The following is a 12,961-nucleotide window of genomic DNA, read 5'->3' as shown; positions in this document are numbered from 1 at the left end:
ACCATCTGGTTGTGGTGCAGCGGCATCTCGTCGGGCAAAGGCATCGATGCGGTGTTTCTCACCCACTACCACTCTGATCATGTGGAAGGCCTGCCCGACCTTTGGATGACCGGCTACATGTTCGGGCCGTTCGGCTCGCGCAGCCGGCCGCTGCGGCTGTGGGGACCATCGGACGGCAAGGAGCCCAGCGGGGTAGCGAGGATCGCCAAGGGGCTCGCCGAGACTTTTTCCGACGATACGCGCATCCGCGAAGCCGACGAACATATCGCGGCCATTGCAACCGAGATCGAAGCACACGATTTTCAGCCGGATCACGTCGTATTCGATGAAGCCGGCGTGAAGGTCACGGCGTTCACGGTCGATCATGGCGACCTGATCAAGCCTTCGGTCGGCTACCGCGTGGACTATGGATCTAGGTCCGTAACGCTGTCGGGCGACACGAAATTCAGCGGAAACCTGATCAAGTTCGCCAGCGGGACGGACCTTTTGATCCATGAGGTCTTTGCGATGTCGCCGCAATTGGCAAAGCTGCCGCAAATGAAGCCGGTAGCGGCGCATCATACTTCGCCTGAGGAGGCCGGGACAGTATTCTCCCGCGTCAGGCCTAAGCTTGCCGCCTATTCACATCTCGTGCTGCTTGGCGTCAAACCGGAGGACGTCTTGTCCCGGACGAGCAGCGCGTACCAGGGCCCGGTGGTAGCGGGCGAGGACTTGATGCGCTTCGAAGTCGGCGACAGCGTCGTCATGAAGAATTGGAATCAGGAGCTTCGCAAATATCCTGATTAGATCCACAATGAGTATTGACCAAGGGTCTGCTTCTGGCGCGAAGCGGTCATCAGCTGACTTCGATCCTTCGACTGAAGAACCTCTATCCGCGTGCAAGAACAATATCGAAGTTCAGCACGCGGTGGCTGGATGCATCCGTCGATGGGACCGGCTTTGCGATCAGCAGATCCGGACGCAGCGCGGCGTTGAGCAGCCGGTCGCAGGCATTGAGCGGCTCGCCGGGAAAATACATCTGGGTGATCAGCCGCTCGAACCGGCCGTGAACCTCGAAGTGAATGTGCGGCGGCCGCGTCCAGTCGGGACCTGCGGGATAGGCGCCAGGCTTGACGGTCTTGATCCGATAGAGACCGTCGCCGTCTGATTGAATGCCGACGCAGCCGACGAAGTGTGGATCGAGTGGCGCGGGGTTGGGGTCGTTGACATGGCTGTAACGGCCATGGCTGTTAGCCTGCCACACTGTGATGCGAATATCGCGAACCGGTTCGCCGTCGAGGTTGAGCACCCTCCCGGTGACCTCGATGACTTCGCCCCGCGCATACCCCTCGACTCCCTTCACCGAGGTCAGGTCGATTTGTGGGACCGGCGTTTGCTCGGTTGGGAAGTAAGGGCCGAGAATCTGGTCCGGCGTGCGGTGCCGGAGAGTGGCAGTTGAATTGTCCATGACGCGTCTCAATCTTCCGGCGTAAATCCGGAGGCCCGCACGATCGGCCCCCAACGGTCAAAATCGGATTTGATCAGTTGCGCAAATTCCTTCGGCGTTTCCCCGGCGGGATCGACCGAAAGCTTGGCCAAGGCCGTTTTGAAGCTGGCGGTATTCATTACTGCGCGGATCATTTCATTTAGGCGGTTCACCGTTCCGGCTGGCGTATTTGCCGGGACGAAGACGCCGAACCACTCATTGGCTTCCAGTGCAGGATATCCGGTCTCCCGAGCCGTCGGCACATCGGCAAGTTGTGGCGATCGCTGCGCGCCCGGCTCCGGTCGGACGATCCCCAGATGCCCATTCCGACACGCGGTCAGCGGCTCCGACAAACCGGCTGTCTTTGTTCGCTCCTCGCGACGCTTCTTCGTGCTCGAAATATGCTGCTTGCGCGTGCGCTTCGCGTATATCGGGAGCTGTCTCGACGACCGGTGCTGTCCGGCCGCTCGCAATTCAGCATCCGTGAGATCGCTGTCGGCTCCTCAGTGAGCCTGCCGTGGCGGAAAGAGGTGAACGACACCCTTCACGAAGACCGGCGGAGCGGGTGATCTCCTTCACCACATCGCCGAGATAGCCGAGAAGCGCCACGAACGATCTCCACGCAACACGTGATTCAAAGTGGCATAGGCGGAATCGTTCCAGAACCGCGTATCCTTCCCGGCGTTGGTCGCAATTGTGAAGGTTTTCGGATGCCGGCCCCATGACGGTGGCTCGGCGCACACCGGGGCCGGCGTACGCAAACATCCAAGGGAGGAAACCGCGGGAGTTATGGCGAGGTGGGGCGTCAGACGCTATGGGGATTTCGTCGCTGACGATGTGCGTGAAAGGTTTCGTTGCGCGCGTTTTGCGGACGCGATTGAGCAGCTTGGCCGTTTGATCGGACGACCGCGATGGGCAGAGGCAGAGCCGGCGTTGAGCGTCGATTTGTTGATAGGCCTGTAGCCGAAGTTGCCGTGACGGCAAGCAATTTGGTTGCCGGTCGAGGGCCGGCGAAATTGGTGCGCAGATTTGTGATGTTGGCGCACCGCCGCGATCATGACGTGTCGATCCTGATCACGATTGGGGATGCCGCCGGCCGGTAGCGCGGCGAGCCATGGCTTCGTCTCCCTTTCTGGCGGGTTTTGTCGGCTTAACTCGGCTGCTATCGGGGCGTTCCAGCTTCGGAGAACATGTCGCAGCGCCGATCGCCAATCTATCGTCGCTGACATCGACTCTGACAACCTCAGCTCCAATGACCCCATGGCGAGAGACCTGCATCGAGATCGCGGTGTCCATTCAGCCTCGCTGACGGAAGTTGCCCTTGAGGCTCGCCAACTCCGCCACTCTTCAATGTTGGCGCTGCTCTCGCGCGCGCTCGGAACGGAAGGCCTGTATTTTTGTTCAATCGTCCAGAGAGCTCAAAGGAGAAGAGCTATGATCGCTAATAGACTTATGATCTTGGGCGCGGTGCTCGCCTTCGGTGCCAACTCCGCTTATGCCGGTCCCTGCAACACGGTGAGCCGCGATGCAGGATCAGGGAATGTCCCTGGCTATACCGGACAAACCACTGGTTCCACAGCAACTGATTCCAGGCAGCATCCGCCGACATCTTCGATGGGCAAAGCCTCGGAGCATACCGCAACGTCGTCGGAAGACGCGCAGCGTCAGATGCAGGGCCAGCCCACTGCTGCCGAGCAATCAACGGCGACCAAGCCTGCACCCTCCGCACAGTCGCCGGATCGGACGGCAGGCACAGTCGAGCAGACCCGCCCCGCGCCCACTGAACAATCAAAGAAGGCGACGGCTGGTGCGGCCGAGCCCGCACCGTCCGAGCAAAAGATGACGGCGGCCGAGCAGGACTGCGACTGAGCGCGGCGACGATGGTTTCATGGGGGCAAATCGAGGGCGGCCGAACGCCTTTTCTGCTTCTGCGCAGGTTTTCGGAGGGCGCTGGGAAGTAGAGGGTGCAAGTCCCTTACGGTGAAGGAGTAGCGACCCACATCGGCCCTGAGCCGTGCGCAGACGTCCGCAAGGGCGACGGCGAAGCGTCGGCAGGATTGTACAGGCCAGCCATTGAACCGCGAAAGACCTATCATCCCGGGTACCGACACAGTTCCGGCTCCATGAAGGTTGCGCTGCGCACACCGGGCCGGCGTCCGCAAATCTCCAAGGGAGGAAACCGCAGGAGTTGGCACGTAGGTGGCGCGGCGTGGGCTATGGGGATTTGTGCGCCACCGCCCGCCGCAGTGGCCTACCGCGCGAGCGGTTTAGTCCCTTGGCGCTAAGCGGCCATTGAGCATACGAATGGGCGAACGGGCGCGTTTGAGCGTCGGCGAGCCAATCGATAAGCTGCCGAGAGCCTATTCGGCGAATGTCGGAGCAATGACGCACGGCAATCGCAGCGGATAGCGCTGGCGTGTTGCGTGGCATCATTAGCATCCGACAGGAACCTTCCGAACCAAATGCAATTATCAGGCCGGAGCGGAACTGGAGGACTGAAATGAACCAGGTGATCTATCTGATCGGCCTGATCGTCGTGATAATGGCCATCCTTTCGTTCTTCGGTCTGCGCTGAGGACTTCGATCATGACCATCGAAGCTCCCACGCTCATCGAAGACGAAGCGCTGACAATTCCCGATCAAGGGCAATATTTGCGATGGACGCCCATCGTCTTAGGCGCGTTCGTCGCGACGGCATTCAACTTTACTCTTGTGACCTTTGGCGTCGCCATCGGTCTCGGTGTCAGCTCAACCTCGCCAACATGGCGAGACGCGTCTATTGCACTGTCGCTGCTCTCCGGCCTCTATTTGATCTTGCAGGCGCTCGTCAGTTTTGGTCTGGGCGGCTACATTGCGGGGCGAGTTCGCGGCGACATCGATGCGACCAGTAGTGCGGAAGGCGAGATGCGTGACGGACTTCATGGGCTGGCGGCATGGGCGCTCGCGGTTCTGCTTGGCGCTGTTCTGGCAGGCATTGTTAGCGCAGCCCCGGTCAATCGCGCATCTTCACCAACGACATTGGCCAACAATACGGTTGCCGAGCCGCTTCTGAGCTACGAACTCGATCGGCTCTTGCGCTCGTCGCGTCGATCTGCGAATGCCGATATCAGTGCCGAACGCGCCGAGGCAGGCCGGATTCTCATGACCTCGTCGAGCCACAACGGTGTGAATGGTGATGACCGGACCTATCTGATCCAGCAGATCCAGGCGCTCACGAGCCTTTCGGCCGGGGACTCCGAGCGACGGGTCGATCAGGCGCTCGCGAGCTCGAAAACGGCGATCGCTCATGCTCGTCGCAGCACGATCGTTCTCGCGTTCTCCTTGGCCGCGGCCACACTGCTCGGGGCTGTGAGCGCTTGGGCCGCGGCAGTTGCCGGCGGTCGGCACCGCGACGGCGCGCCGCTCCCGGAGTGGATGGCCTTTGCCGACAGATTAGAGCCAAAGAGAACGGCCGCGCCATAGGCTCAGTCCGTGGGCAGACCGGCGTGCCAGCCCATTCGATCGTGGCGGCGCCGCCGGACGCCAGGGCAGCGATTGCGCCCTTTCGGGCCAGATATTCGTGCGGCACATCATCAGAGAATTCCGGCGAAATGGCTGAAGATCTCGAATTCGCGTCCGCTTGCGATGCGGACCAGCGTGATGCCGTTGCAGCCGCCCGTATTGCGAGCCGGTAGGCGCCGAAATTGCGACGCCGGCACCGATCGCGGCGGTCCTTTGCACCATCTCCATCGATATCCGGCTCGTGAGGGTGACGGCGCCAGCGCGTCCCGACACTCCCTCCACCGCGAGGGCACCGGCAAGCTTGTCGAGCGCGTTGTGGCGGCCGACGTCCTCGCGCACGATCATGTCTCTCCTGTCGGGCTGGAAAAATCCGGCGGCGTGGGTGGCGTATGTCTTGTGATTGAGGAGTTGCAGCGCAGCCAGGGTCTCGATGGAAATGCAAATCTGTTTGGGCGTGAGGTAGACCTGCCGATGAACCGGTCGAGCAACCCGGTTGGCCTCACGCAAGCTTTCGATCCCGCATAGCCGCAACCCGTCGGCTGCGGCCGGAGTTCGATCGCAGCCACATTCGCAGTTCGCCAGTGCGCCGTAGAGCGACTCAGCCATGTTGCTCCTCCTCTTTCTTTTCGTGGAGAAGCTCCTTGCGGACGGATACGGCGGAGTTTCCAAGCTTATCGATCGCCTTTTGCAGTTGCGTCGTCGTCCAGTGCTTGGCCCCGTAATCTTCACTCATGTTGATCTTGCTGGGGTCGGACGGTCCTTTCTTGTTAAGTTAAGATTGTCCACCCTCGGCCTCCGCGATGGGGTGCCACGTTCCGGCGGCAAACCTCGTCAATGGGCTTCGCCAAGTCCAGCCGACTAAGCGGACATGACTTCGCTTTGAAAATTGGAGCGCAGAGCGCGGCGGCAGACATCTCACACGATAGCTCAAGCGACGCTACACCGAACCCGGCGCGGCTCGCAGAGCGGACATTTCAGACCATCCTTACGGCAATGTCGAAATCCAAGTATCAACATCCTTGCGGGCTTGATCCTTTGCATAGCCGTATCGCTTCTGTAGGCTGCCTTCGAGTTGATCGCGCTTGCCGTTGATCTCGGTCAGATCATCGTCCGTCAGCTTGGCCCATTTCTCCTTGACCTTACCTTTGACCTCTTTCCAGTTTCCTTCCACTTGGTTCCAGTCCATGTGATTTCCTCCTATTATAAGATGATAAAATGCCGAAATTGCCGCCCCAGTTCCTGTCCTATCCGGAACATCTCGCGACGCTGCTATCCTTGTACGGATCACCTGGGGTCCCCTCTCCAGCTGCACGTTGTCCAGATCTGCGCATAACTCGTCGAAGGCATCACCGCCATTGGTTTTCCCGCGGCGGCCGTTTTTGCTAACCGTGAGGTGCATCAGTGACGAAGCCCGCTTCGAAAATAATGCGTCGCCCGAAGATGGTTGTTGGACCTCAAAGCTTGCGCGGGAGCGGGACTGGTTCGCGCGGAACCCATTGACTGCCCACTGATTGTCACGTGGCCGCCAAGACATCCGGCTGGACCAACGAGGCAGCACTTGATCGACGACCTCTGGTACAAGAATGGCGTTTTCTATTGCCTTTCCGTCGGCACCTATATGGATGCCAATGGCGACGGCATCGGCGATTTCAAGGGGCTGTTGCGGCGGCTGGATTATCTGCATGGGCTCGGTATCACAGCGATCTGGCTGATGCCGTTCCAGCCCTCGCCCGGCCGGGACGACGGCTACGATATCTCGGATTATTACGGCGTCGATCCGCGCTACGGCACGCTCGGTGACTTCGTCGAATTTACCCACGGCTGCCGGCAGCGCGGCATTCGCGTCATCATCGATCTCGTCGTCAATCACACGTCCGACCAGCACTCATGGTTTCGTCAGGCGCGGCGTCACAAGGATTCGCCCTATCGCGACTGGTACGTATGGTCCGACAGAAAACCCGCGAATGCCGACAAGGGCATGGTGTTTCCCGGCGTCCAGAAATCGACGTGGACGCACGACAACGAAGCCCGCGCCTGGTATTTTCATCGCTTCTACGACTTCCAGCCCGACCTTAACACCTCGAACCCGTATGTGCAGGCCGAGATCCTCAAGATCATGGGTTTCTGGATCCAGCTCGGTGTCTCCGGCTTTCGCATGGACGCCGTCCCGTTCGTGATCGCCACCAAGGGCGCCAAGGTGCGCAAGCCCATTGAGCAATACGACATGCTGCGCGCCTTTCGAGAATTCCTACAATGGCGGCAGGGCAATGCCATCATCCTCGCCGAGGCCAACGTATTGCCGGAAACTGACATGGAATATTTCGGCCGTGACGGCGATCGGATGCACATGATGTTCAATTTTCACGTCAACCAGCATCTCTTCTATGCGCTCGCCTCCGCGGACTCCCGGCCGCTTGCGAAATCGCTGACGGCGACCAAGCCGCGGCCTGCGACCGCCCAATGGGGCCTGTTCCTGCGCAACCATGACGAACTCGATCTCGGTCGCCTGACCCAGGCGCAACGCGAGGCCGTATTCAAGGCGTTCGCTCCCGAGACGAGCATGCAGCTTTACGACCGCGGTATCCGGCGGCGGCTTGCGCCGATGCTCGGGGGCGACCGGCGGCGGCTCGAGCTCACCTACAGCCTGATGTGCACGCTGCCGGGAACGCCGGTCATTCGCTATGGCGACGAAATCGCGATGGGCGACAGTCTCGATCTGCCCGAGCGAGCTTGCGCGCGCACGCCTATGCAATGGTCGACCGAACTGCAGGCCGGCTTCACCGAAAGTGACCATCCATGCACGCCCGTGATCGACAATGGGCCCTACGGATACGAACACGTCAATGCGGCCAAGCAACGGCGCGATCCCAACTCGATGCTAAATTGGACCGAGCGCATCATCCGGATGCGCAAGGAGGTCCCGGAAGTTGGCTGGGGCAACTTCAAGATAATCGCGACGCGTGACCCGGCCGTGCTGGCGATCCGCTACGACTGGCGCAACAACTCGGTACTATTCGTGCACAATCTCGACGAGGCGCCGCGCGAGGTCTCCTTCGCGGTCGGTCTTCCCGGCAAGGCTGGTAATCTTTTGGTCAATTTATTGACGGAAGATCACAGTCGCGCCACTGAACACGGCCGGCATACGCTGCTGCTCGAAGCTTATGGTTATCGCTGGTATCGCGTCGGCGGCCTCGACTACCTGCTCAAGCGGAGCGATATCGATGCAGATGCCGCGGGCGAAATCGGTCATGCTGCGTAGCTAGTCGTGCGTGAACAAGCCTCTAAGCGATTGAGCGGGAATCTGACCTACCGGCCTAAGCCCCCAATTATCCGCGACCGAGGGTAAATGGCCGCTTCCGCGATTGCGATCTGCTACGAAAGGTGTTCGCGACCGTGGTCCCGGCGCTGCATGGCAGAAGGGGTGGGTCGAGGGGGCCGCTTTTGCGGTCGACGCCAGCTTGATTGCCGCCGATCCCAATAAACAGTTTTGCTGCTGGGTCAGACGACGTCGACTGGGAGGCAATCGCCAGGACGCGCCGATCCGTCCTGTCTCGACATCCCAGATGAGGCTGCGTGGGGCGCGGCGAGCGAGGCGAAGTTTATCTCCAAGTCGGATCCAGCCTCACAATGGACCGGCGGTTACAAAGGGCATGCCTTAATTTGCCTACGCCGACAATTACCTGATCGACCCGAAGGCCGCGATCATCATCGATGTTGAGGCGACGCGAACTATCAACAGGCCGCGGTCGGTGCGGCGCGCCCAATGATTGAACGCACCGACAAGCGCCTCGGCTCTCTCCCGAGCGCCCGGGCGCCGACAGTGCTTATGGTTTGGCCGAGATGCTGGGGCGGCTCATTAACGAGCATGCGATCAAGCCGCATATTCTAGTGTTCGATAAATCGGCCCGCGAGGATGGGACGTTGTCCCGCGAAGACTTCGCCTACAATCAGGAACGCGATCTCTACGTCTGTCCGGCAAGGCGACCTCCGCGCCGCCCAATCGCGCTCTTGTCCCCACGCCGCCTCGCAGCGCTTGGACACGAAGGCAGTCCATTTTAGATCGTCGCACCAACCTCTCAGCAGATTTGGTGCTGGCCTGCATGCTCCGGAAATCGGGGAACTCTGAACTCTCGGACGCGTTACAGAACCGCCGAAAGGATTGAAGGATGAGCGGTCGTGTAGCGCAGTGGCACGCGGCATCTCTCGTGATCGCGCTCGTCCTTTGTTCGGCTGTACTTGAATAGAGAGGCGACAATGAAAGCACCACTTCTGCTCGCTGGCGCATTAATCATCGGATGCGCCGCCCCAGCACTAGCCGATGAATACTACGTCGTACAAGGTCCGAGCCATCAATGCACGATTACCACCACACGGCCGGCGGACAAGGAAGTCGTGACGCAGATCGGTCCAATGGCCTTCAAGAGCCGCGTGGAAGCTGAAGACCGCATCAAGCAGACCAAAGTCTGCGAGGAAGGCACGGTTGGTAGCAGCAGCACGACCGTTATCAAAGAGAAGTAATCGACGGCTCATTCCTAATCGAATTTGGCAAATTCGAGAAAGGTCGCGCTTGTTTCTGTCGGCGCGACCTTATTGGTTTGCAAGACCACCTGGTTGGACAACCAGTTCTCAGGCTTGAACCAGCCGCGCCAGTGCGGCGATGAGTGTTGCGAATGGTGGTGACAGGCTGCCCGTCCGTGCGCGGCGCGCATCAGCGCCAACCGAGTGCATCGAGATTGGCCCCGGCGCGATTGGTCGCGCCGGGGATGGGAATCGTGTGACTATCGCGCGCCAACAGCCAGTTCAGTGCGACCTGGCTGATGCTGGCCCCGTGCGCAACGGCAATCTCGGCGAGACATGTCATCGCGTCAATGCTGTCCGACGGCTGCGTGAGAGTGGCCCCGGTTGCGCCGATCATGTCCGCCGCGAGAATGGTTGCCTGGTCTTCATGAGGGATCTCTGTACGTGTCACGCCGTCAACGTGGGCGGAATTTGCGCGGGTGCTACCGGCAGAAAGATGCCGGCAGATCGCCGGCACCAAGTTGTCGTCTCGATAGACTATTACTTGCTGGACTGGCCGACGCTCGGGGCTTTGCCGAGCTCCTGGGCCATCTCGAGATGGTGCCTGAGGGCGGGAAGCGTCTTGCCGGCCCAGTCCTTGAGATCGGCATTATCGCCCCCCTTGGCATAGCGTTCAAACAACGATACCGCGTTCTTGTGGGCGCTGACCTGATAGGAGTCGAAGTCGGAGCTGAAATCCTTGCCCGAAGCACCCCTGAGCTTGTCAAGCTTGCTCTGGTGGGAAGCTGTCGATCGTCGTCGGCAGCTCGGCCTTGACCTTGCCGCTCGTCACGAGTCCCTTCAGATCGTTGCTGGTCTTGGTGTGATCGGTCACCATCTGCTGCGCGAATGTTTTCTCCTGCGCATTGCCCTTCTGCTCGGCGAGCTTGTTGGACTCGATCTCGAACACGTCGCTGATCGCGACCTCCTTGACGAAATCGGCCGTTGTCGGTGCGACCCCGAGCATGGAGTTCACGCCGGTCTTTTCGCCGACCGACTGAGCGAGCGCCGGGCCTGCCAGCAGAATGCAGCCCAGGACGATCATGGTGCGTTTCATGCGTCACATCCTCTTAAGCCATGCCGCGCGTGCGCGCGGCGCGTTGGATTGTGCCGACCAACCGTAGCTGGAGGCGTTTGTTCCAAATGGGTGGGCACCCGGCCAAGGGTGCGTCGTCTGCCTACGTCTTGTCGGGCAGGATGGACTCGAGCATCTGGCGGGCAGCGCCCTTAATTACGCCTTCCTCGTTCGGGTCGCCCTTGATCAAGGCCATCGAAAAATTCTTCGCCTGCTGGAGCGTAATATGCGGCGGTAGAGGGGGGACCTCCGGATCAGTCTTCACTTCCAGCACCACTGGCGTCTCGCTCGCAAGCGCTTGCTCCCAGGCCGAGGCCAAAAGCTCGGGTTGATCGACATAGATGCCGCGCAGCCCGATCAGCTCGGCGAAGCGCGAATAGGACACGTTGGGAATGCGCTGCGATGCCTCGAATTTTGGGTCGCCGTTGATGATCCGCTGCTCCCAGGTCACCTGGTTGAGGTCCTCATTGTTGAAGATGCAGACGATCCAGCGGTGGTCCTGCCAGTCGCGCCAGTATTTGGCGACCGTGATCAGCTCGGCCATGTTATTCATCTGCATGGCGCCGTCGCCGACCAGGGCTATCACCGGACGGTCCGGATGGGCATATTTTGCTGCTATCGCGTAGGGAACGGCTGCCCCCATCGACGCCAGCCCGCCCGACAGCGATGCCTTCATGCCGGGGCGCATCTTGAGATCGCGGGCAAACCAGTTGGCACATGAGCCGGAATCGCTGGTGACAACGGCGAGGTCCGGAAGTCGCGGCGACAACTCCCAGGTCACGCGTTGCGGATTGACGGGGGCGGCAGGCTGCTTGGCGCGCTCTTCCAGCATCTCCCACCAGGTCCGGACGTTCGCCTCGATGGCCTTGCGCCAAGTATCGTCGGTCTTCTGACGGAGCCGGGGCAGCAGGGCGCGCAGCGTCTCTACCGCGTCTCCGACGAGGCCGACTTCCATGGGAAAACGGATCGAGAGCATGCTGGCGTCGACATCGATCTGAACGCCGTGGGCACTGCCTTCCTTCGGCAGGAATTCCGCGTAAGGGAAGCCTGAGCCGACCATCAGGAGCGTGTCGCAATCCATCATCATCTTGTAGCTGGGTTCGGTACCCAACAGGCCGATCGACCCGGTCACCCATGGCAGGTCGTCGGGCAGGGCTGCCTTGCCCAGCAGCGCGTTGGCGCAGCCGGCGCCCAGCCGGTCGGCAACGGCGATCACATCGTCGGTTGCGGCCAGCGCGCCGGCGCCGATGAGCATCGCGACCTTGGTGCCAGAGTTGAGAATTTCAGCGGCGCGATCGAGATCCTCGTCATGCGGCATGATCCTGGGAGGCAAGTACCCTGTGCTCGATCGCAGCGTGCCGTGAGTGCGGGGAGGATCGGCATAGGTTTCTTCCTAAAGGTCGTTCGGCAGGACAAGCGCTGTCACCGTCTTGCGCGCAAGCGCAATACGCGCGGCGCGATCGACCAAATGCCGAACCTGGGCCGGCGAGGAGGCTGCGCGACATAGGCGCCGGCAACGTCCTTGAACATGGAGACGAGATCGAGCTCCCGCTGGTAGTGGCCGCCGAGCGGGTCGCGGGCCTGTCCCACGATTGCCAGCACCGGCTGATGATCCAGCAGTGCGTCGTAGAGGCCGGTGATCAGATGCGAAGCGCCGGGGCCCGAGGTCGCAATGCAAACGCCGAGCTTGCCGGAGAATTTCGCGTAAGCGGTTGCCATGAACGCGGCCATCTCCTCGTGCCGCGCCTGGACGAAATTGATTTTGCCATCGGCACGGTTGAGCGCACCGAACACGCCGTTGATGCCGTCCCCCGGATAGCCGAAGACGTGGCGCACACCCCATTGCGTCAGGCGCTGGATGATGAAGTCGGATACGGTCGGGGACATCGCGATCTGATTCCCAGTTGGACTGCTTTGATGTGGGAGAACCGGAACGGTTTCGCGTTGTTCCTGAATGCCGGGGAAGCAAGAAGCTTACCGTCGCCAGGCGGCCTCGTTCTTCTCATATTGCCCGGCAGGCCCTTGACGTTTGAAGAGTCCTGCATCTGAACCGGCGGGTTCTTCTGGTTCGTTGTCGAGCTAGAACCAACCGTTTCTCCTGATTTGACGGCAGGACCACTTTTGTTTCCCGGTTGACCCGGTATTCCATGAAGTCGAGCTTTGGGACGGCGCGCGCAAGAATCGCGACATACAAGCCAGAAGAGCGATTGCTGCTTGTAACTGCCCAGCTCATCGTTTCGAGGGCCGGACACGAGAGACGCGGATGAATGGCGAGGTCCCGCGGCTAATCTACCAAGTCTGGATCGGCGGTCTTAATCCCGACGATGAGAGCTCTCTGCTTCTTGACCGCACGCGTCTTTCCG

General features: G+C 60.6%; 12 protein-coding genes and 4 pseudogenes. 7 read left to right on the top strand and 9 right to left on the bottom strand.

The features are described from left to right. Positions 1 to 786 (top strand): MBL fold metallo-hydrolase (locus FXB38_RS23920; RefSeq protein WP_148753416.1); only part of this gene is annotated, 786 nt, incomplete at its 5' end. 82 nt (positions 787 to 868) lie between these two features. On the opposite strand, the gene FXB38_RS23915 is transcribed toward FXB38_RS23920, so the two are convergent. Further along, positions 869 to 1,447: a dioxygenase family protein gene (locus FXB38_RS23915; RefSeq protein WP_148753415.1), complete on the bottom strand. Its 579-nt coding sequence runs from the start codon at positions 1,445 to 1,447 to the stop codon at positions 869 to 871. 8 nt (positions 1,448 to 1,455) lie between these two features. Then, on the bottom strand, positions 1,456 to 1,818 hold the full coding sequence (locus tag FXB38_RS23910) for a Bug family tripartite tricarboxylate transporter substrate binding protein (protein ID WP_187435101.1): 363 nt from the start codon (positions 1,816 to 1,818) through the stop codon (positions 1,456 to 1,458). A gap of 997 nt (positions 1,819 to 2,815) precedes the next feature. On the opposite strand from FXB38_RS23910, the gene FXB38_RS42995 reads away from it, so the two are divergent. The 3 genes from FXB38_RS42995 to FXB38_RS23890 all read left to right on the top strand — a co-directional run bounded on the left by FXB38_RS42995 (position 2,816) and on the right by FXB38_RS23890 (position 4,927). After that, on the top strand, positions 2,816 to 3,334 hold the full coding sequence (locus FXB38_RS42995; RefSeq protein ID WP_187435100.1) for a hypothetical protein: 519 nt from the start codon (positions 2,816 to 2,818) through the stop codon (positions 3,332 to 3,334). A gap of 547 nt (positions 3,335 to 3,881) precedes the next feature. Next, a complete protein-coding gene (locus tag FXB38_RS23895) occupies positions 3,882 to 4,040 on the top strand; it encodes a hypothetical protein (RefSeq protein ID WP_148753412.1) in 159 nt (52 codons plus the stop codon). An 11-nt stretch (positions 4,041 to 4,051) separates the two neighbouring features. Then, positions 4,052 to 4,927 carry a hypothetical protein gene (locus FXB38_RS23890; RefSeq protein ID WP_148753411.1) on the top strand — a complete coding sequence of 292 codons (876 nt, stop codon included), beginning with the start codon at positions 4,052 to 4,054 and terminating at the stop codon, positions 4,925 to 4,927. Here FXB38_RS23890 and FXB38_RS23885 read toward each other — a convergent pair. The 3 genes and pseudogenes from FXB38_RS23885 to FXB38_RS23875 form a co-directional block, all read right to left on the bottom strand. Then, complete coding sequence (locus FXB38_RS23885) at positions 4,898 to 5,572, bottom strand: formate dehydrogenase accessory sulfurtransferase FdhD (RefSeq protein ID WP_148753410.1); 675 nt, start codon at positions 5,570 to 5,572, stop codon at positions 4,898 to 4,900. The two genes, FXB38_RS23890 and FXB38_RS23885, sit on opposite strands and share 30 nt — an antisense overlap. Then, positions 5,565 to 5,723 (bottom strand): annotated as a pseudogene (locus FXB38_RS23880) (DUF3606 domain-containing protein); the annotation flags it as partial. The gene FXB38_RS23885 and the pseudogene FXB38_RS23880, both read right to left, overlap by 8 nt. Positions 5,724 to 5,951: 228 nt before the next feature. Then, positions 5,952 to 6,152 carry a CsbD family protein gene (locus tag FXB38_RS23875; protein WP_148753408.1) on the bottom strand — a complete coding sequence of 67 codons (201 nt, stop codon included), beginning with the start codon at positions 6,150 to 6,152 and terminating at the stop codon, positions 5,952 to 5,954. A 372-nt stretch (positions 6,153 to 6,524) separates the two neighbouring features. Here FXB38_RS23875 and FXB38_RS23870 point away from each other — a divergent pair, with 372 nt between their 5' ends. The 3 genes and pseudogenes from FXB38_RS23870 to FXB38_RS42990 all read left to right on the top strand — a co-directional run bounded on the left by FXB38_RS23870 (position 6,525) and on the right by FXB38_RS42990 (position 9,484). Continuing rightward, positions 6,525 to 8,225, top strand: coding sequence for an alpha-amylase family protein (locus FXB38_RS23870; RefSeq protein WP_148753407.1), 1,701 nt, complete (start codon positions 6,525 to 6,527; stop codon positions 8,223 to 8,225). An 86-nt stretch (positions 8,226 to 8,311) separates the two neighbouring features. Continuing rightward, positions 8,312 to 8,959: pseudogene (locus FXB38_RS43950) on the top strand (transposase); the annotation flags it as partial. A gap of 261 nt (positions 8,960 to 9,220) precedes the next feature. Beyond that, positions 9,221 to 9,484 (top strand): hypothetical protein, encoded by a 264-nt coding sequence (locus FXB38_RS42990; protein WP_187435099.1) that lies wholly within the window; start codon positions 9,221 to 9,223, stop codon positions 9,482 to 9,484. A 14-nt stretch (positions 9,485 to 9,498) separates the two neighbouring features. Here the strand turns inward: FXB38_RS42990 and FXB38_RS42985 are convergent, their stop codons facing one another. From FXB38_RS42985 to FXB38_RS23850, 4 genes and pseudogenes are all read right to left on the bottom strand, one after another. Continuing rightward, complete coding sequence (locus tag FXB38_RS42985; protein ID WP_187435098.1) at positions 9,499 to 9,684, bottom strand: hypothetical protein; 186 nt, start codon at positions 9,682 to 9,684, stop codon at positions 9,499 to 9,501. Continuing rightward, positions 9,675 to 10,001: an aldo/keto reductase gene (locus FXB38_RS43475; RefSeq protein WP_246230081.1), complete on the bottom strand. Its 327-nt coding sequence runs from the start codon at positions 9,999 to 10,001 to the stop codon at positions 9,675 to 9,677. Before FXB38_RS43475 ends, FXB38_RS42985 begins: the two co-directional genes overlap by 10 nt. Before the next feature lie 23 nt (positions 10,002 to 10,024). After that, positions 10,025 to 10,580 (bottom strand): annotated as a pseudogene (locus FXB38_RS23855) (DUF4142 domain-containing protein). 121 nt (positions 10,581 to 10,701) lie between these two features. After that, a pseudogene (locus tag FXB38_RS23850) lies at positions 10,702 to 12,485 on the bottom strand (thiamine pyrophosphate-requiring protein). Positions 12,486 to 12,961: the final 476 nt, after the last annotated feature.

The sequence above is a fragment of the Bradyrhizobium cytisi genome (assembly GCF_008123515.1).
Lineage (GTDB): Bacteria > Pseudomonadota > Alphaproteobacteria > Rhizobiales > Xanthobacteraceae > Bradyrhizobium > Bradyrhizobium cytisi.
This window is presented reverse-complemented; position numbering and strand designations above follow the sequence as displayed.